The following is a 16,916-nucleotide window of genomic DNA, read 5'->3' on the forward strand; positions in this document are numbered from 1 at the left end:
AATGGCTAAAGATACAATCTCCGGCCAGTCCGCTCGGGCTTATGCAACAATTGGGGGCCAAGTAGAGGAAATGTTCTACGCTAAAAAGCTCGAGGGAAAAATTCAGAAGAACAAAAAGGAGATTAGAACGCTAGGTAAAACCGGCGCCCAGAATAAAGCTAATGGGTTTACTGGAACAGGTTCAATGACGATTTACTATGTAACTTCTAAGTTCCGTGAGATTATGCTGCAGTACACAAAGTACGGAATAGATACTTACTTCGATATCCAGGTCACGAACGAGGATCCGAGTTCTACTGTAGGACCGCAAACAACAATTCTTAAGGGTGTGAACATCAACGAATTGACTGTTGCAGCATTTGACGTGGATGCTGAGACACTCGAAGAAGAGGTAACTTTTACATTCGATGACTGGGATATGCCGAACCAATTTGCAAAACCAACATTAGGCTAATAGCTATATAGGAGGATATTGCCCATGAGTGATATTAGTGTATTTTTCGCTAGTAATGTAGTAACTGAATCAACGGAAGATGTGATTGTATCTGAACGGTTTAAAGACAAGGAAGGAAATCCAGTTCCTTGGGTGCTTCACTCGATCACAGAAGAAGAAAATGACGCAATCCGCAAGTCAGCAACCAAGCGTACAAGAGTAAAAGGTCAAGTCATCACAGAGGTTGATCAAACTGAGTATATCGCCAAACTGGCAGTCGCGAGTGTTTCTTTCCCTAATCTTAAAGATGCCGAGCTACAAAAGTCTTACGGCGTGCTAGGAGCTGAGGTTTTGATCAAGAAAATGCTCCTATCAGGTGAATATGCCCAGCTATTGCTTAAGGTTCAGGAAATTAACGGCTTCGATCAAGATATCAATGAATTGGTGGAAGAGGCAAAAAACTAATTGAGGGAGGACGGAATGAGTTAGGTGAGTGGCAAGAGCCGGATCCAACAGCCGTCCTCCTTTATTACTCGCTGCATAAGCTACGGAAGTTACCACATGAAATACTTGAGTTGCCTATAAAGGAACGGGCTTTTGTGTTCGCTGCGATCCAGGTTTATTCCAAGAAAGAAGCAGAAGCGGCTAAGAAAGCCAAATGACACCACTGAGGCGTTTACTTAGAAGGGGGGATATTTATGGCTACAGTTGGCGCGAGTCTGAAGCTGTTTGACCAGTTTTCAAGTACGCTTACCAGAGCACAACGAACAATGAATTCTACGCTCGTGTCAGCTAACCGGTTGAGGCAAACTTTGCAAGGGACAATCAATCTTAGAATCACATTAGACTCATCAAACGTGATTTCACAGGCAGCAGCGATCAGGGCGCGAATACAACAAGAACTCGGACAGATCACGGCGCGTATTTGTCTGGAGCTTCCTGCTTCACTAACGGTCATGTTCAATAACTTGAATAGGCTTGTTCTGCGGCTCTTGGCGGCGGTACAGCGGCTTAATAGGAATGGTGGCGGCGCCAATAATGCAGCCCAGCTTCAAGCGGCTTTGCAACGCATCGCAATCCTGGAGCAGCGGATTCTTACGTTGCAAGGCCAGGTTAACCAACGAATTCGAGAAGGGGCCAGCGCAGCCGGAGGGTTGTTAGGAAACCTAGATAAGATTGCAGCGGCTTACATTGCTATTGCTGCAGCTAAAAAGGCGATGGAGGTAAACGACAATTATATCAACGCGCAGGCTCGGCTAAATCTGATTAACGATGGCAATCAATCGCCGCAGGAGTTGCAGGCGGCGGTATTCGCTGCGGCCAACCGTTCACGCGGTGACTATACGACGATGGCAGGGAGTATCGCTAAATTAGGCTTACTAGCTAGTGACGCATTCAGCGGCAATAAGGAGCTTGTCGCATTTGCAGAACTAATGCAGAAATCATTCAAGGTATCCGGAGCATCTACGCAAGAGTCACAGGCCGGTATGTACCAGTTAACGCAGGCAATGGCGGCCGGTAAGCTTCAGGGCGATGAGTTCCGATCGATCATGGAGAATGCCCCAATGCTCGCCCAAGCGATTGCGACGTATACCGGAAAGACGAAAGGACAGCTTAAAGAAATGTCTGCAGAAGGAACCATCACCGCAGATATTATCAAAGGCGCTTTGTTCTCTGCTGCTGACGGTATCAATGAGAAGTTTAAGACGATGCCTAAGACATTTGGCGATGTTATGACGCTTATGAAAAATCAGACAATACAGACTTTCGGTGTTGTCTTTGAGCAAGTGAGCAAGGAAATGAATTCCGCAGGCGGGGAAGAATTCTACCAAACGATGAACAGCGGCATACAGGTTGCGGCAAGTATGACAGCATGGTTTATCAGTTTCTTAGTAAATAACATGAACGTTATTAAGAACATTCTCGCTGCGGTCGGACTCGTTTTGACAGCATTCGCGCTTAAATGGGTTATTACGTGGGCCATCGCATCATGGCCGGTCTTGGCTATTGTTGCGGCTATCACCTTACTGCTCGTCATTCTGAATAAGTTCGGTGTATCGACGCGTCAAGTCATGGGAGTCGTGGCGGGTGTATTCATGACCGCATTCGCTATCATTCATAACGGCTTCGCACTGGCATGGAATATTATCCTAGCTTTCGTTGACTTCTTGGGGAACATCTTTATAGATCCGGTTTATGCTGTGAAAAAGTTATTCTTCGATCTGGGAAAAAGCATCGCCGAATTCTTCTGGACAGCTATTAACGGCATTGTGAGCGCATTGAATGTGCTTATCGAAGGATTTAACAAGATCTCCGGAAAGGAAATCAGCGTCATTCCTAAATTCGATACGAGCAAATTAGACATGGCTGCCCCAACATCTAACCGGAATGTATTTGATCTATCAAAATATCGCATGGGGCAGATGGATTATGGAACGGCATTTAATAATGGATATGGCGCAATGAATGGCATGTTCGATAAGGTCGGCGGCGCACTAGGCGACGGCTGGGATACAATTCCGAATATCGGCAAAGTGGACGAAGTCGGCAAGATAGGAGACACAGTTGATATCTCAAATGAGGATTTAAAAGCAATGCGCGATCTAGCGGAAATGAAGAGTATCCAAAACTTCATTACGCTCACGCCAACGGTTCAGGTGACAGGAGATAATCACTATCACCAACAAGGCAGCGTTGAAGACATGGCCGGTATGCTTGCGGTAGCGCTGAAAACACACATGGATAGTTCAGTCGATGGGGTAGTGTACGATGGCCTATGAGATACATCTAAGATATAACAACAATCAGGAGGGCTTTCAACTCCCTGTCAATCCTGAAGATATTGAAGTGAGCGGAGGCAGCAACGGGAAGACATACGATACCATAGGCGCGAATGATGGCCGTTCTGAGGTCCGGGGCGGTGAAATCAATGTCATCAAGAGCCCTAAGTTGCGGATTATTCAATTCAATGGACTATTTCCGGCGCAGTTTTACCCGTTCCTCGCAACGATGACACTTTATGAGCCGATGTATTATATTCGAGCAATTGAAGATTGGATGGCGACAAAGCGGCCTATCCGGTTCATCTACACCGGCCAATATGAACAGCGTCTATCTTCTCAGGGATTCTCCGGTCAAGAACTCAATCTTCCGGTGTCTGTCGATAAATTCACGTGGAAGGAAGTAGCCGGTTCTCCTGGGGACATTGAATACAGTATTACGTTGAAGGAATATGTCTTTTACGCTGCACGCCGGGTTACGGTGCAGACGGATGATGCCGGGATCGCTTTTTCCGTACCGCAGTCTCCGAGACGACCGGACGAGAGAATCAGGCCGTCAACATGGACGATGAAAGAAGGCGACACATTAACAAAGATAGCCATGCGTCTATATACAGACGATTCGGGAATGCCGGATAGTTCGAGATACAAAGACATTCAGAAGCTCAATGGATTGACCGACGAGGCTATTAAGAAGCTTAGAACAGGCAGCGTATTGAAGCTCCCGGCGGTGTGAGGTGACATCATGCTTCAAGTAATAATTGATAATAAAGACGGCAATATGTGGGATCTTCCCGTTTCTGATCTGACATTTAAAACAAACAGAGTTGGGAAGGCCGCTAGTGTCGAATTCACTTTCATCGACGGTGGCGTATATCAGGATATAGTATTCCAATGCAATACAGGTGACGTTGTGCGGGTTACACTGGATGATAAACCTGTTTTCTATGGCTATGTGTTCACGGTCGACTCAGGCAGGGACGAAGCCGTTAAGGTGACGGCATATGATCAGGTCCGGTATTTGATGGGAAGCGACACGTATGTATTCAAGAATACGAGCGCAACCGACATCATCAAGAAGATTGCCAGCGATACCGGGCTTAAGTGCGGTACCCTTGCAGATACGTCATATAAGATTCCCCGGACGGTTGAGGATGGCAGCAAGCTTCTCGATATCATCGTCAACGCTCTTTCAGATACCACGCGTTCGACCGGTCATTCCTATGTCTTCTTTGACAATTTCGGTGAACTCACATTGACCGATATTAAGGATTGGAAAATAGATCTATCCATCGGTGATTTAAGTTTGGCATATGATTACAAGTTGTCTCGATCCATCGATTCGGACACATACAATAGGATCAAGATTGTTCAAGATATTAAGAGCGATGAGAAGGGGCAGACATCGAAAGTTATAGGGCGGAACGTGTATATCGAACAGGACAGTGAAACTATTGCAAAGTGGGGAAGATTGCAGCTTTACCAAAAGGTAGACGATAAGTTAAATGCGGCACAGGTAGATGAAATCAAAAAGACGTTACTCGAATTAAAGAACCGAGAAACGCGGACGTTTTCCTTGGAAGCCATTGGAGACATCCGGGTCCGTGCCGGCTGCTCAGTATCTATTAATATCGCTGATCTGAGTATTAACAACTATTTTCTAGTGGATGAGTGTACGCATAAATTTGAAGGTAATGATCATAAGATGACACTTGAATTGAAGGTGTATTGATGAACAATATAACGCTATTGGCGAATACCATTAAGCAAGCCGGCGTAGGTGCGGTAAATCAAGGTGCTCCCGTCACGGTCATGTTCGGCGTTGTAACAAATACGAGTCCTCTCGAAGTAACCGTTGATCAGCGGTTCTCACTCGATGAGGATTTTTTAATTGTTCCTGAGAGTTTGACGGAATTTAAAATCGGCCTGGAGCACACACACAGCTATCCAGGCGGAACAACAGGTCCGGCGCTAACTGAGGAATTAGTGATCCGGCGCGGCCTGGAGGCTGGCGACACGGTGATCATGTTTCGGATGCAAGGTGGTAAACAGTATCTCATCTTTGATCGAATGGCGGTGAGCGAATGATTCCAACAGGAGGTGCGGGCAATGCGCAGTTACAGCAGGCGCAGCAACCTAGTAAAACATATTATATCGACACTGCGAACAATCGGATTGTGGGCATTACTGACGGCCTAGAAGCGGTTAAACAAGCAGTATATAAGATCATGGAAACGGAGCGCTTTGAATACCTCATCTATGGCCCGGGCTATGGCGGCGAGTATGGTTCATTACTCGGAAAGAGTAATTCCTTTGTTCGTTCGGAGCTTGGCCGGCGCATCCAAGATGCTTTATTGCAAGATGATCGTATTACCTCGGTTGAGAATATGAAAGTCACATTCAATGGTGATTCCGCTTTGGCTGAATTCACTGTTATCTCTCAATACGGAAGCTATCAAACATCAAAAGAGGTTAACTAAATGTATGAATCTCAAACGTTCGGAACAATCCTGCAACGGATGATGGGCCGGGTTCCTAATGATCTAGACAAACGTCCTGGGAGCGTGATTTATGATGCTCTCGCGCCGGCAGCTATGGAGCTCGCACAGGTTTATGTTGAATTGGACAGTCAGTTAAAAGCGGTATTCCCGCAAACCGCACACGATGAGAACTTGGATGATCTCACGGAGCCTTTCGGATTAACGAGAAATCAGGCGACGTATGCAATCCGTAAAGGTATATTTGCGGCAGCGGATAACGCGCCTTTAGATGTCCCAATCGGCTCCAGGTTCTCTATATCAGGTATAACCTACGCAGTGATTCAAAAGATCGTTACAGGTCAATTTGAGCTGCGTTGTGAGGTCCTGGGAAGCGTCGGAAATCAATACTATGGCGCAATGCTCCCAATTGACTACGTACCTAATCTTGTTACGGCCACGCTATCAGATGCGCTCATCCCAGGTACCGAAAAAGAGAGTGACGATGAATACAGGGCGCGTTTCTTCCAGGAAGTGAAACTTCCGGCGACGAGCGGCAACAAAGCGGATTATATGCGTTGGGCGCTTGAAGTTGACGGCGTAGGTGGGGCGCAGGTGCTCCCGCTATGGAATGGACCGGGAACCGTGAAGGTGATCATTATCGACGCCAATAAATTACCGGCAAGCTCGACACTCGTGGACAACGTGCAAGAGTATATTGACCCGATAGAGGCCATGGGTGAAGGTAAGTCTCCGGTAGGCGCAGGCGTAACGGTAGCAGCGGCAATTGGTGTATCTATCGACGTATCGGGAACTATCGTGCTTGATGGCTCGCGTACTATTGCGCAAGTTAAGGCAGATTTTACAGCAGCGCTCACAGAATACCTATCAGCCATCGCATTTTCTGACGATCCTTCAGTCAAATACGCGAGGGCCGGCGCTTTACTACTAGGAATCGCTGGCGTAGGAGATTACACATCTCTATTGATCAACGGGGCAAATGGTAACATCACAATTTCGGCGGGGTCTGTTGCTGTTACTGGGACGGTGACGTTTAATGAGTGATACAAAACTTATTGAAATTACAAGCCCTTCCGGCGTCCGAATGCTTGAAGCTTTGCCGGATATGTACGAGGAGATCCAAGAAGCCCGCGCATTAATGCAGACTGAAGGCGTCGAGATAGATGATCTCAACGGGAGTTTGGACGACGCAATCAACCAGGCTATTGTTGATCGTGCGACCTGGGGGCTTTCATACTGGGAGGACTTTTTAGGGATAAAGACAGACATCAGCAAGCCTTATGCTCAGCGGCGTTCTGTTATCAAGTCAAAGATTCGTGGAACCGGTACGGTTACAGTGGAGCTGCTTCAGAAAGTCGTCAGCAGCTACCAAAACGGAACAATCGAAGTAACTCAGAACCCGGCACTATATCAGATTACAATTAACTTTTCAGGCTTCCTCGGCGCGCCTCCAAACATGGAGGATGTTCGCGCGGCTATAGAGGCCATCAAACCTGCTCATTTAGTAGTTGTCTACAAATTCCGTTATTTATCTATTGCCGAAGTTGAGGTGATGACAATTTACGAAATCGAGCATACCACGCTTGATCATCTTGCATGGGGGTGAATATTTTGGCTACTCCAACAACGCCAAATTTAGGATTGAACAAGGTTGATCGGAGCTCTCCGACGACCACGTATTTTAATACAAAAACATTGATCGATGATAACATGGACGCAATTGATGCCAAAGTTGCACCGATTCATAATCCGGTATTCACGGGAAACGGTATAACACTCCCGGCTGATCCTACGGCAGTAATGCACGCAGTAACCTTGCAATGGGCACTGGCACAACTTGCAACAGCTAAAAAATACGCACCATAAAAGGAGTGTGTCGCTTAGAAAGGGGATGAATTTGAATGGCAGATTATACTTCAACCACGCTCATGAAAGACGCACAAGGGGCCAACGCGCAACCAAGTCAAATGTCAAACATAGCGGAATTATCAGACGGCACATTGGTTTATGTTGTAAGCCCATCAGGTACTAATTACGGATATTTGCAAGTGTATCGATCTTATGATAATGGCGCAAACAATTCTCTTTTTTGTAGAATGAGACATAGCAGTTGGTCGTTCTATACGAACTTACTTATCTCCGCACAGGGCATGAAATTAGCCATCACGGGAACATGGACGTGGCAGACAAGCACTTTCTTGACTGGGTTAGATTTCTCTGTAGTCTCACAAGGGGCGACAGTGGATAACCTTGAAGCAGGTGCGTCCGGTATGTGGGCATTCCGTACATTGGGTAGCTCAATGGATGGTTGCCGACCTTACAGCATCCTTTTTGCTTCGGATAACAACGTTTATGTAAGTTGGTTCTTTTGGAGGAACTATTCAGGATCAGATAATGATGAATACTATTCATATCTCCAATCGGCTCCATATGGAAGCGCGGGCGATAATTTCAAAACCGACCTTACTGGTGGCACGCCTGCAATGTATTCAGGACAAGTTTTTGCAAGGACAATTGTAGAGTACCAAGGGTATGTTCTGTTCTTCCTTCATGGCGGAAACTCCGCTGTATATACAGTTCCGTTAGGCGGGACATCCCTGATAGGTAGATCAACTACAGGTATTCCGTACCCTATGTTTGCAGCTTTTCCTCATACTGACGGCTATTTATATGCCGTTTCCTATAATGGGACAAATCAATTTGTCGTCCATAAAACGAACAGCGCACCTACGGGAACAATGTCTTTCACGCAAGTAAAAGCGCCTACAGCAATAGGTAACGCCGGAACCATAGCGGGCGCACAACTAGGTAGAGATGGTAACATATATATCTTCTATTTCTACAACAATGTAACCACTACAGGCGGGTTATGGTTGGTTCTAGTTAATACGGCGGGGGCACTTGTGTTAGGGGATACCCAACTAATTAATAACGGCACAGGGGTGCCGATGTTAAATGGCGACACACAAAGATCATTATATAACAGATTTGTGTCGAATCCATCAACGCAGAAAACAGTAGCCGCATTTGCGACGTATCAGAATACGAGTTACCCCTATGTATACACGTGGTCAAGATCATTCAACACAGCACCAAATGCGCCGACAATTTCAAATGGTAAGTGGCTAGGGGCGTGGTTCAACGTTAACCCTACCTATACATGGACGTTCAACGACCCAGATGCAGGAGACAGCCAAAGCGCTTGGCAATTGCAAAGGTCAAAAGATAACTGGGCGACCGTCGATTATGATACGGGAAAAGTTGCGGGCGGCGCTAAGTCTCATGCTATGGGTTGGTCAAATGTAGGGCAAAACTGGGTGCGAATTAAAACATGGGATTCCAGTGACGTTCAAAGTGATTGGGCGTGGGAACAATACGGATATGATGTCGTAGCGCCAACCGTTAGCGCCGTAAATGTGGGCGCGGTATATTCAAACCAAGCGAGCGGGACAACAAAAAATGTTTCGGTCGATATTTCCGACGCAACTTCAGGCGCTATTATGTATGATGCTTACTATTCGAACAATAACGGAGCATCATGGACGCAATGCATAGGACAAGTCACAGGCAGCGGAGCGACTAAAACATTTGCCGTTCCTATTACCGTTGAACACACTTACTTAGTTGACTTCTATGTTCGGGATAATGCCGGAAACAATGCGGCTAATTGGCCGGTAAGAGGCGCGTTCATCATTGACCGAACAGCGCCGGCAGCACCAACGCAAACAAATGGCGTACTTTACGCAACGTCTAACGGCGTTTCCTGGTCCGCTTTTTCGGACGGCCCGGCCGGATTGACTTCAGGCCTGCTTCTAACAACACTATATTTGCAAATTTGGAACGGAACAACATGGGTGACGGCGACAGGGTACCCGAAAAGCGTCACCGGCCTATCGTACAGTTTCACCGGGTTAACGCCTGGGACGCAATACCGATGGGGATTAACATATACGGATAATGCCGGGAACGTTAGCACGCTAAACTATACGACATTCACAACCAACACATACGCCGTTTCAACCATTAATAATTTGGCGTCCAGTGGCAGCATATTGAATCAACGACCTAAGATCAGATTCACGCCGACGGATGCGAATGACGCCACATTAACAGATTTCCAAATACAAATTAGTTCGTCGAATACATTCACAACAAATATTGTGGATTCCACTAGATCGGCAAAACCTGGGGAATGGAGTACGGCGGCGGGCGTTCCTTCAGGAACGGCAATTGCATATTCTCCGGTAATTGATCTAGGAACGGGAACCAAATATGTTAGGGCGAGATCACACGACGGAAAAGAATGGGGAACATGGAGCACGACAACCGCCTTTACGATCCAGGCCGTAACCTATCCAACAACACTTGCGGCGGACGACACGGCCGTCAGTAAGCGAACAATTGACGATTTGCGCACGAAAACAAACGCGGTAAGGCAGGCCCGCGGCCTAGCCGTTGTTGTATGGACCGACGCAGTAATTAAGGATTGGAATGATCCGGCAGCGACAGACGTTAAAGCAACTCACATTATTGAGTTACGTCAGGCAATCAAGGACATTTATACGGCGTTATTCGTTACGGCGCCAACCTGGCCGACAGATCCAATTATTGATTCGACAAAGGACCGCAAGGGCCAACACTGGATCGAGTTACGCAACGCAATCATAGCAGCATAAAACGGAGGCGAATTGAGAATGAACAAAAAATATTCATTGAAACCCGATCCGGTAGATCCAAAGGATTACAAATTCAAGGCGAGGATGAAAGTATCCAGCCTTCCGGAAAGAGTCGATCTTCGAAGCAAGCTTTCCCCGGTTGTCGATCAGCTAAGCCTGGGAAGCTGCACATCGAACGCAATTGTGAGCGGACTAAGAGAATATCAGTTAATCAATGACGGCAAGCCTCTTACACGGTTGAGCCGTCTTTTTCATTACTGGAAAGAACGCGAGATCGAAGGAACAATCAACGAGGACTCCGGTGCATATCTCAGGGATGGGTTTAAAGTGCTCCAGCAGGTCGGATGCCCGCCTGAATCTCTATGGCCGTATGTTGAAACGAAATACCGCGACAGACCTTCTGACGAGGCTCACGCGCGCGCAGGTGAATTCAAAATCGCAGAGTATCACCGCGTTATGACCTATGATGATATGTTGGCAGCCCTCGCACAAGGTCAACCGGTCGTGCTTGGAATTAGCATTTACAACAGCTTCGAGAGCTCGGTTGTTCGGAATACGGGAATGGTTCCGGTACCGGATACAAAGAAGGAAACATTCCTCGGAGGCCATGCGGTTCTAGCGTGTGGGTATCAGACTTTCAATGATGGCATTCAATATATCCTCGTGCGCAATAGTTGGGGAACGTCCTGGGGGCAGTTTGGATACTGTTGGATTCCTAAGTCTTTCTTTACAGGCGGATTCTGTACCGACATGTGGACGGCCGTAGCAGAGATTAACCCGGACACAATGACATTCTCTGAAGCAGTCGAAGTCCTCATTAAAGAGCAAATCTTCAACAGTCCTGAATTTTGGCAAACGTTCGAGCAGAAGTATAATGCCGGGCAGCTCACAAATGCAGATTTTGAGTATGTGTTTTTAGGTTTCAAAAAATTTGCGGCCTGTTTGCAGAATAACTAAGCCCAAAAAGGCAGAAAGAGGTAGTAAATATGTCTATTAAATTTATTCTCTCAAACATCTCTTCAGCAGCTTTCGGGGCAACGGGAAAAGAATCAGCCTTTGGAGGTATTATCGCCACGGCCGGCACGTTTATTGCGGCTGCAATGGGAGGTTGGGATATTGCGATCCAACTCCTCGTTTATTTGATGATTGCTGATTATGTGTCCGGAGTTCTCGGTGGTATTAAAGGAAAGAAAGTTAACAGCGATATCATGTTTTGGGGTGGGGTTCGTAAAGGGATTGTTCTGCTTGTTGTATTTTTAGCAGTACAGCTAGATCAGTTTATTGGTGGAGATGCACCGATTTTCAGAACTTTGGCCATTTATTTTTATGCTGGTCGTGAAGGGTTATCTCTTATTGAGAACTTCGGTACACTAGGTGTTCCATGGCCGCCAGCTATCCAAAACATGCTTGAGCAATTAAAACAGAAAGGCGATGGTCAGAAATGACCAAACAAAGTTTTATTGAGCAAATTGCACCTGCAGCAGTTGAAGATATGATAAAAACTGGTGTACTTGCAAGTATTACTATTGCTCAAGCTTGCCTGGAAAGTGCATGGGGCCAATCGGCCCCTGGCAATAATTTGTTTGGAATTAAGGGCAGTGGCACTACTCAAACCACTAAAGAGTTTATTAATGGGAAATGGGTTAGCATTGAGACTGGTTTCCGTGTATACAATGACTGGATTGGTAGCATAAAGGATCATTCTGAATTTCTCTTACAAAATTCTCGATACCGGAAGGCGGGGTTCTTCGATTGTTGTACAAAAGGAGATTACCAGGGAGCTGCCCGTGCATTACAATCAGCCAACTATGCGACGGATCCGCAGTATGCCGCAAAACTGATAGAAATAATAGAAAACAATAAGTTTAATGCATACGACCAGGAGGCCTATTATATGAAGGAAGTTATTCAGAAGTTACAAAATCAGATATCGACTCTCGAGAGTCAACAGTTGACATTACTGAAAACTGCAGAGGCGCACATTGAAAAGATTAACGCACTTGAAAAGACTGCGAGTATGCCGGTACCTGAATGGGCCGAAAGGGCCGTTGCTACAGCTGTACATTACGGGCTAATCGATTCCCCAGAAGGACGCAGCCACGACTTCTACAGTTTAATCACTATCATCCATCGTAAAGGACTCATTTAGATGATTAAAGCCCTCTTTCCTTATAATAAAAGGATTGAGGGCTTTTTTTATTTGAATGTTGTATGCTTCGCTTTCCATTTTTCTAAAGCAATGAACAACCAAAACCCGTAGATACCAAGGGTAATAATCGTCAATAACCACCATTTGATCCAATTCCCAAACAAGCCAATTGCCGTCCCATTAAACTGGAGTCTTCTCCCGTCCACAACGGTATGTTCAATTTTCCATTTATAAAGCATAGTCAAACTCCACGGGTAGCAAATACCTAAAGTACATAAGGTCACGATTGCCCCTATAATATTCCAGCCAATGAACTGTAGAAGCCCGCCGTCAAAGTAGGAATTCAGCTCAATTCTTTCATTTTGTTGTCCCGCATTTACATTCATTACAACACTCACGTAGATCCGCCTGCCTTTGATAATTTTGTATTATTTAGAGATTTTTTTGTCGTATACAGTCTAACAACAAAATGGGCTTTTTGACCATACGTAATTTACCATAATCGAATTAGAACTATTTTCCTTTTTTAGCTATGACACTTTTATTTTCACGTCTTAGTTCGTCGCTGTCTCATTTAATTATAAATTTCTCAAAGACCGGAAGCCGCATCGCACCCGACTTGTACCAATCCCTATATTTCACTTTGCATCGGACCACAGGTTTTACATATACGTGATCTTTGCTTTCACCGCTTTTAAATGACTGAAACACCGGCCACATGGATTCACGAGCAGATTGAGTGATCCCGAGCTCCATCGTACCAATCGGGCGGATGCGATCTCCCTCTGGATATCCGAGCAACCAAGAGGATTCCTTCTTGCTGTACCCAGTTATGTAGACCTCAGCATTCTGATAATTGATCACCTTTTGCCACGACCAGGAGCGTACTCCTTTTTCATATCTCGAATCTTTCTTTTTAATCACAATACCTTCAAGTCCATGCTGGCAAACTATCTTGAAAAAATCCTTTGCACTACCTTTAATCGGCCGAACAATTCTATAGTGATCGGTTTCCTGAAGTGTTTCTTCAAGCAGTTTCTTGCGTTGCTCGAGCGGCAGACCGGTAACATCCACACCACGGTAATATAAGATATCAAAGGCCATGTATACGACTGGTTTACGCTTCTTACTTGATCGGAAACCTGCATTTGTTGACTCGAAATCGGCACGACCTTGCTCATCAATGACTACGATCTCACCATCAAGAATAGTTCCTTTTGGAATCGGTGGATTATGAAGCTCTGGATATTTTGCAGTTGCATTCGTGTTCTTTGTATAAAGATTAAGCTCATCCATATTCGATACAATCAATCGAATGCCATCCCACTTCAATTCGGCGAAAATGGAACTACAATCAAACGGCTCGTTGTTTTTGGCATATTGGAGAAGCATTGGTGGAATAAACATTTTCTTAATCACCCATAATAATGGTACACCTTAGAGAAATAACTGACTATTGGAACATGAAGGAAATCAGATTTTTCACAGCTACTTGGAAATGCTTTGGATGGTCTTTATAGTAAGGGATTGATCTCAGATTACTCATGGGCTGAAAAAGTATATACTCGGAGGTCGGCACATTCTGAGCTTACTTGGTTAAATACAGTTATATTCGCACGACAAAATGGTATTGAAGTGTAGTGATAAATATAAAAGCCTTCCGTCTTAAGACCGAAGGCTTTTATTGTATTCTAAGCTATTCTGCTCTAAGTACCTCATTCTCAACCACTAGTTCGAAAGACTTGTCTGAATTTAAGTTCTAGTTGTAGATCTATTAGTTGTCATACACCATGAACACGCGGTTCAACATGCGTCACTTCTAAAACTTCTCCAGTTTCAATGTTAATAACAGCCTTATACCCGGTCCACTCTTCAATTATTTCAAGGTACTTTGTTTTTGGAGTCTCCGCAAGATTGAAATTATCAACTCTAAAGGCAGTTTTGACTGTGTAATCTTTTATGAAAGTATTCCTAGTAAGTGCTCCCCAGTAATGGATCCCGGTATCCGGGAAAACAATTTCTACGTTTGCATCAAATTCCAAGTCATCATTTGGTGTAACTTCACCACTTAAGAATACACGATATTCATCAAAGCTAATTTTAGAAATTTTAAATAAAGCGTCGTAGCGATCATATTTAAATTCTAATGGTTTTGATAATGTTATTTCTCTCTTTTCTAGCATCTCTAGCTTCGGTAAAGTTGTTTTTGTAGGTGTAGGTTCAAGTGGAAAAGACTGATATTTTTGATCATTTGATCTACGGTAATCAAATCTATCTGGAATACCTGGTGCATAATTTGAGAGGCTAATAACTTTAATTATGTAAGAACCATAATTAATTTCTTTTTCTAATTTTTCTGGAGTATCAGCAAAGCCCTGTTGGTAAACCATCCTATAGTCTCCCATTGCCGCCTCGTGCCGATTACTTCCCTCGATTTTAAAATAAAGAAATTCTTTTCCAACTGTTCCAACTCTATTTAGGCGATCGCCCAAAAGTGTTACTTTTAATTCAGGAGTTTCATAAACGATGACATTTCGTTTATTATATATATCTAATTCAATTGAAACGGAGTAATCATTCGCGTCCCAACCAACATTTGCACCAAATGCTTCACTCACAAAACGTAGTGGTACATATGTAGAATCATTAATGATTTGTGGCGCAACTTCTAACTCGTATTTATTTCCATTAACTAAAGCCAAGTTTTGTCCAATTTTCAACTCTACTTTTACGCTTTTATCTACATTAAATGCTGAGACCTCTTGTGTTTCACCGTTCCAAGAAACTTCAGCTAAGAGAGCCTCAAAGATACTTCGTAATGGAATTAAAGTGTTTCCATCCTGAATAATTGGTTTTTGTTGAAGGTTCAAGTTCTGTCCATTCAGTAAGACCGAAACATCAGAACCAGCTTTTACTTTAGTTGTAGGACAGGTCAATGATAAAACTAAAGTTAATAATAATACATACACTGCAATCCATTTCTTGTTCTTCATGCTGTAAACTCCTTTGATAGTTTGTAAAATAAAACTTACTGAAAACGAATGCTCTCCCCAATAACTCCCTTCATTAAATATAAGAAAATAACTTACTAAGTATATATCCATTCTTATCCAAAGAAAAGTCCGAAATAAAAAATCGATATAGTGTTTATTCAATGGTGCAAATGTGTGACGTTGGTACCATATTTCTAAAAGTGCTACTTCATACTATTTACTAAGTATAACCAAATGTATATATGAGATTTCCAATGTTTACGTTCGCATATTGTTCGCATATAATAATCTCGAGGTGAAAACAATGCTTCGAGACATCGAGAGAAAAGTGCTTGCAATACTTAGGAATTTCACCGCTATACAGAGGCGTCTACCTACGCTAAAAGAACTGAGCGTAAAGACGGGGAAAAACGGAAAAGAAATACAGTTTATCCTTAACCAATTACAGGCAGCTGGTTATATTGAATGGGATGGAGCCAATGTATACAGTATCCTTATTCTGAAAGGCTGGGTTGATCCTCCACCTTCTAATAATAGTTCCTTTATTGGGAAGTATTAGGATGTTTTATTTGAGTGATAAAAAACGGAAAAATAAAAAGACTTCATTGCACCATAAGGAGGATAGGTGACTAGAAGTCTTTTTTTGCAAGTTTGCTTCTACATACTAAGATTAGCGTTGAAAGCCTTGGAGTTGCTGCTCAGCCATTTGTACCAATCTTTTTGTGATACCGCCACCAATAGAGCCTGCATCGCGTGTAGCGAGGTTTCCATTGTATCCTTGTTGTAAAGGTATTCCCAATTGTTGAGCTACTTCAAATTTCATTTGATTTAAAGCTGCTTTTGCTTGAGGGACAACTAGTGTGTTATTGTTTGCCATGGAGAAAATCACTCCTTTTCTTGGTGTATTAATAGAATGTGGAGTGGAAGGAATTCTTATGCAATCAAATTAATATCTAAACAAAATAATTGAAATTGAACAGTAATAATTAATCTTAAATGTAATGACCCGTAATATTATAGATAGTTCTAATTTATTTTATTTTGAAAAATTTCGTCCCCAAACCGTCCCCAATAAGAAAAATATAATACTGTACTATAAGTAAAAACAACTCTGTTATATACAAATAAACCCTTATATCATAAGGGTTTGTGAAATCTGTACTATAAAATAATAACGACGGCCCTTTTACGGGCCGTCTCATGGGAGAGGAGAAACCGGACGAAGAGCTTATGGGGAAACGTAAGTCTTCTCCGCGGTTGTCTACGACATTCTCTGATGTCGATAGTTCAAGGATGACCGTTTTACAGGAAATTTATACATCGGCGGCATAAAATTTTTGTGTCGGCATAACGCTTGTGGTACGATAGCAAAAGAATGAACAGCCAG

Annotated in this window: 18 protein-coding genes; 14 read left to right on the plus strand and 4 right to left on the minus strand. The window is 43.9% G+C overall.

Annotated elements, in window-relative coordinates; translation table 11 throughout:
• Position 1: 1 nt before the first annotated feature.
• The 14 genes from J2X61_RS27505 (at position 2) to J2X61_RS27570 (ending at position 12,536) form a co-directional block, all read left to right on the plus strand.
• Positions 2 to 454 carry a phage tail tube protein gene (locus J2X61_RS27505; protein WP_310192467.1) on the plus strand — a complete coding sequence of 151 codons (453 nt, stop codon included), beginning with the start codon at positions 2 to 4 and terminating at the stop codon, positions 452 to 454.
• A 24-nt stretch (positions 455 to 478) separates the two neighbouring features.
• A complete protein-coding gene (locus J2X61_RS27510) occupies positions 479 to 898 on the plus strand; it encodes a phage tail assembly chaperone (protein WP_310192470.1) in 420 nt (139 codons plus the stop codon).
• Positions 899 to 1,131: 233 nt separating this feature from the next.
• The gene (locus J2X61_RS27515) at positions 1,132 to 3,213 is read left to right on the plus strand and encodes a tape measure protein (protein ID WP_310192473.1); all 2,082 of its coding nucleotides are present in this window, start codon (positions 1,132 to 1,134) and stop codon (positions 3,211 to 3,213) included.
• Positions 3,203 to 3,949 (plus strand): LysM peptidoglycan-binding domain-containing protein, encoded by a 747-nt coding sequence (locus J2X61_RS27520; protein ID WP_310192476.1) that lies wholly within the window; start codon positions 3,203 to 3,205, stop codon positions 3,947 to 3,949. Before J2X61_RS27515 ends, J2X61_RS27520 begins: the two co-directional genes overlap by 11 nt.
• Positions 3,950 to 3,958: 9 nt before the next feature.
• The gene (locus J2X61_RS27525) at positions 3,959 to 4,945 is read left to right on the plus strand and encodes an XkdQ/YqbQ family protein (protein WP_310192479.1); all 987 of its coding nucleotides are present in this window, start codon (positions 3,959 to 3,961) and stop codon (positions 4,943 to 4,945) included.
• Complete coding sequence (locus J2X61_RS27530) at positions 4,945 to 5,301, plus strand: DUF2577 domain-containing protein (protein ID WP_310192482.1); 357 nt, start codon at positions 4,945 to 4,947, stop codon at positions 5,299 to 5,301. Before J2X61_RS27525 ends, J2X61_RS27530 begins: the two co-directional genes overlap by 1 nt.
• Positions 5,298 to 5,693, plus strand: coding sequence for a DUF2634 domain-containing protein (locus J2X61_RS27535; RefSeq protein ID WP_310192485.1), 396 nt, complete (start codon positions 5,298 to 5,300; stop codon positions 5,691 to 5,693). The genes J2X61_RS27530 and J2X61_RS27535 overlap by 4 nt, the downstream gene beginning before the upstream one ends.
• The gene (locus J2X61_RS27540) at positions 5,694 to 6,755 is read left to right on the plus strand and encodes a baseplate J/gp47 family protein (RefSeq protein WP_310192487.1); all 1,062 of its coding nucleotides are present in this window, start codon (positions 5,694 to 5,696) and stop codon (positions 6,753 to 6,755) included.
• Positions 6,748 to 7,317: a putative phage tail protein gene (locus J2X61_RS27545; RefSeq protein WP_310192490.1), complete on the plus strand. Its 570-nt coding sequence runs from the start codon at positions 6,748 to 6,750 to the stop codon at positions 7,315 to 7,317. The genes J2X61_RS27540 and J2X61_RS27545 overlap by 8 nt, the downstream gene beginning before the upstream one ends.
• A gap of 5 nt (positions 7,318 to 7,322) precedes the next feature.
• Entirely contained in the window at positions 7,323 to 7,577 is a 255-nt protein-coding gene (locus J2X61_RS27550; RefSeq protein WP_310192494.1) for a hypothetical protein, read from the plus strand.
• Positions 7,578 to 7,612: 35 nt separating this feature from the next.
• The gene (locus J2X61_RS27555) at positions 7,613 to 10,387 is read left to right on the plus strand and encodes a phage tail protein (protein WP_310192497.1); all 2,775 of its coding nucleotides are present in this window, start codon (positions 7,613 to 7,615) and stop codon (positions 10,385 to 10,387) included.
• A gap of 18 nt (positions 10,388 to 10,405) precedes the next feature.
• Positions 10,406 to 11,344 carry a C1 family peptidase gene (locus J2X61_RS27560; RefSeq protein WP_310192500.1) on the plus strand — a complete coding sequence of 313 codons (939 nt, stop codon included), beginning with the start codon at positions 10,406 to 10,408 and terminating at the stop codon, positions 11,342 to 11,344.
• Positions 11,345 to 11,373: 29 nt separating this feature from the next.
• Complete coding sequence (locus J2X61_RS27565) at positions 11,374 to 11,832, plus strand: phage holin family protein (protein ID WP_310192505.1); 459 nt, start codon at positions 11,374 to 11,376, stop codon at positions 11,830 to 11,832.
• Positions 11,829 to 12,536, plus strand: coding sequence for a glycoside hydrolase family 73 protein (locus J2X61_RS27570; RefSeq protein WP_310192507.1), 708 nt, complete (start codon positions 11,829 to 11,831; stop codon positions 12,534 to 12,536). The genes J2X61_RS27565 and J2X61_RS27570 overlap by 4 nt, the downstream gene beginning before the upstream one ends.
• Before the next feature lie 47 nt (positions 12,537 to 12,583).
• Here the strand turns inward: J2X61_RS27570 and J2X61_RS27575 are convergent, their stop codons facing one another.
• The 4 genes from J2X61_RS27575 to J2X61_RS27590 form a co-directional block, all read right to left on the minus strand.
• The gene (locus J2X61_RS27575; protein ID WP_310192733.1) at positions 12,584 to 12,922 is read right to left on the minus strand and encodes a YjgN family protein; all 339 of its coding nucleotides are present in this window, start codon (positions 12,920 to 12,922) and stop codon (positions 12,584 to 12,586) included.
• Positions 12,923 to 13,106: 184 nt separating this feature from the next.
• Complete coding sequence (locus tag J2X61_RS27580) at positions 13,107 to 13,943, minus strand: ATP-dependent DNA ligase (protein WP_310192510.1); 837 nt, start codon at positions 13,941 to 13,943, stop codon at positions 13,107 to 13,109.
• A 374-nt stretch (positions 13,944 to 14,317) separates the two neighbouring features.
• Complete coding sequence (locus J2X61_RS27585; RefSeq protein ID WP_310192513.1) at positions 14,318 to 15,529, minus strand: copper amine oxidase N-terminal domain-containing protein; 1,212 nt, start codon at positions 15,527 to 15,529, stop codon at positions 14,318 to 14,320.
• Between the two features lie 670 nt (positions 15,530 to 16,199).
• Complete coding sequence (locus J2X61_RS27590; protein WP_310192516.1) at positions 16,200 to 16,406, minus strand: alpha/beta-type small acid-soluble spore protein; 207 nt, start codon at positions 16,404 to 16,406, stop codon at positions 16,200 to 16,202.
• Between the last annotated feature and the right edge of the window lie 510 nt (positions 16,407 to 16,916).

Source organism: Bacillus sp. 3255 (assembly GCF_031456485.1).
Lineage (GTDB): Bacteria > Bacillota > Bacilli > Paenibacillales > NBRC-103111 > Paenibacillus_E.

What these genes read in the sequence shown, in the direction of transcription:
- J2X61_RS27505 (WP_310192467.1), top strand. Translation starts at nt 2, where the DNA reads ATGGCTAAAGATACAATCTCCGGCCAGTCCGCTCGGGCTTATGCAACA.
- J2X61_RS27510 (WP_310192470.1), top strand. Translation starts at nt 479, where the DNA reads ATGAGTGATATTAGTGTATTTTTCGCTAGTAATGTAGTAACTGAATCA.
- J2X61_RS27515 (WP_310192473.1), top strand. Translation starts at nt 1,132, where the DNA reads ATGGCTACAGTTGGCGCGAGTCTGAAGCTGTTTGACCAGTTTTCAAGT.
- J2X61_RS27520 (WP_310192476.1), top strand. Translation starts at nt 3,203, where the DNA reads ATGGCCTATGAGATACATCTAAGATATAACAACAATCAGGAGGGCTTT.
- J2X61_RS27525 (WP_310192479.1), top strand. Translation starts at nt 3,959, where the DNA reads ATGCTTCAAGTAATAATTGATAATAAAGACGGCAATATGTGGGATCTT.
- J2X61_RS27530 (WP_310192482.1), top strand. Translation starts at nt 4,945, where the DNA reads ATGAACAATATAACGCTATTGGCGAATACCATTAAGCAAGCCGGCGTA.
- J2X61_RS27535 (WP_310192485.1), top strand. Translation starts at nt 5,298, where the DNA reads ATGATTCCAACAGGAGGTGCGGGCAATGCGCAGTTACAGCAGGCGCAG.
- J2X61_RS27540 (WP_310192487.1), top strand. Translation starts at nt 5,694, where the DNA reads ATGTATGAATCTCAAACGTTCGGAACAATCCTGCAACGGATGATGGGC.
- J2X61_RS27545 (WP_310192490.1), top strand. Translation starts at nt 6,748, where the DNA reads ATGAGTGATACAAAACTTATTGAAATTACAAGCCCTTCCGGCGTCCGA.
- J2X61_RS27555 (WP_310192497.1), top strand. Translation starts at nt 7,613, where the DNA reads ATGGCAGATTATACTTCAACCACGCTCATGAAAGACGCACAAGGGGCC.
- J2X61_RS27560 (WP_310192500.1), top strand. Translation starts at nt 10,406, where the DNA reads ATGAACAAAAAATATTCATTGAAACCCGATCCGGTAGATCCAAAGGAT.
- J2X61_RS27565 (WP_310192505.1), top strand. Translation starts at nt 11,374, where the DNA reads ATGTCTATTAAATTTATTCTCTCAAACATCTCTTCAGCAGCTTTCGGG.
- J2X61_RS27570 (WP_310192507.1), top strand. Translation starts at nt 11,829, where the DNA reads ATGACCAAACAAAGTTTTATTGAGCAAATTGCACCTGCAGCAGTTGAA.
- J2X61_RS27575 (WP_310192733.1), bottom strand. Translation starts at nt 12,922, where the DNA reads ATGAATGTAAATGCGGGACAACAAAATGAAAGAATTGAGCTGAATTCC.
- J2X61_RS27580 (WP_310192510.1), bottom strand. Translation starts at nt 13,943, where the DNA reads ATGTTTATTCCACCAATGCTTCTCCAATATGCCAAAAACAACGAGCCG.
- J2X61_RS27585 (WP_310192513.1), bottom strand. Translation starts at nt 15,529, where the DNA reads ATGAAGAACAAGAAATGGATTGCAGTGTATGTATTATTATTAACTTTA.
- J2X61_RS27590 (WP_310192516.1), bottom strand. Translation starts at nt 16,406, where the DNA reads ATGGCAAACAATAACACACTAGTTGTCCCTCAAGCAAAAGCAGCTTTA.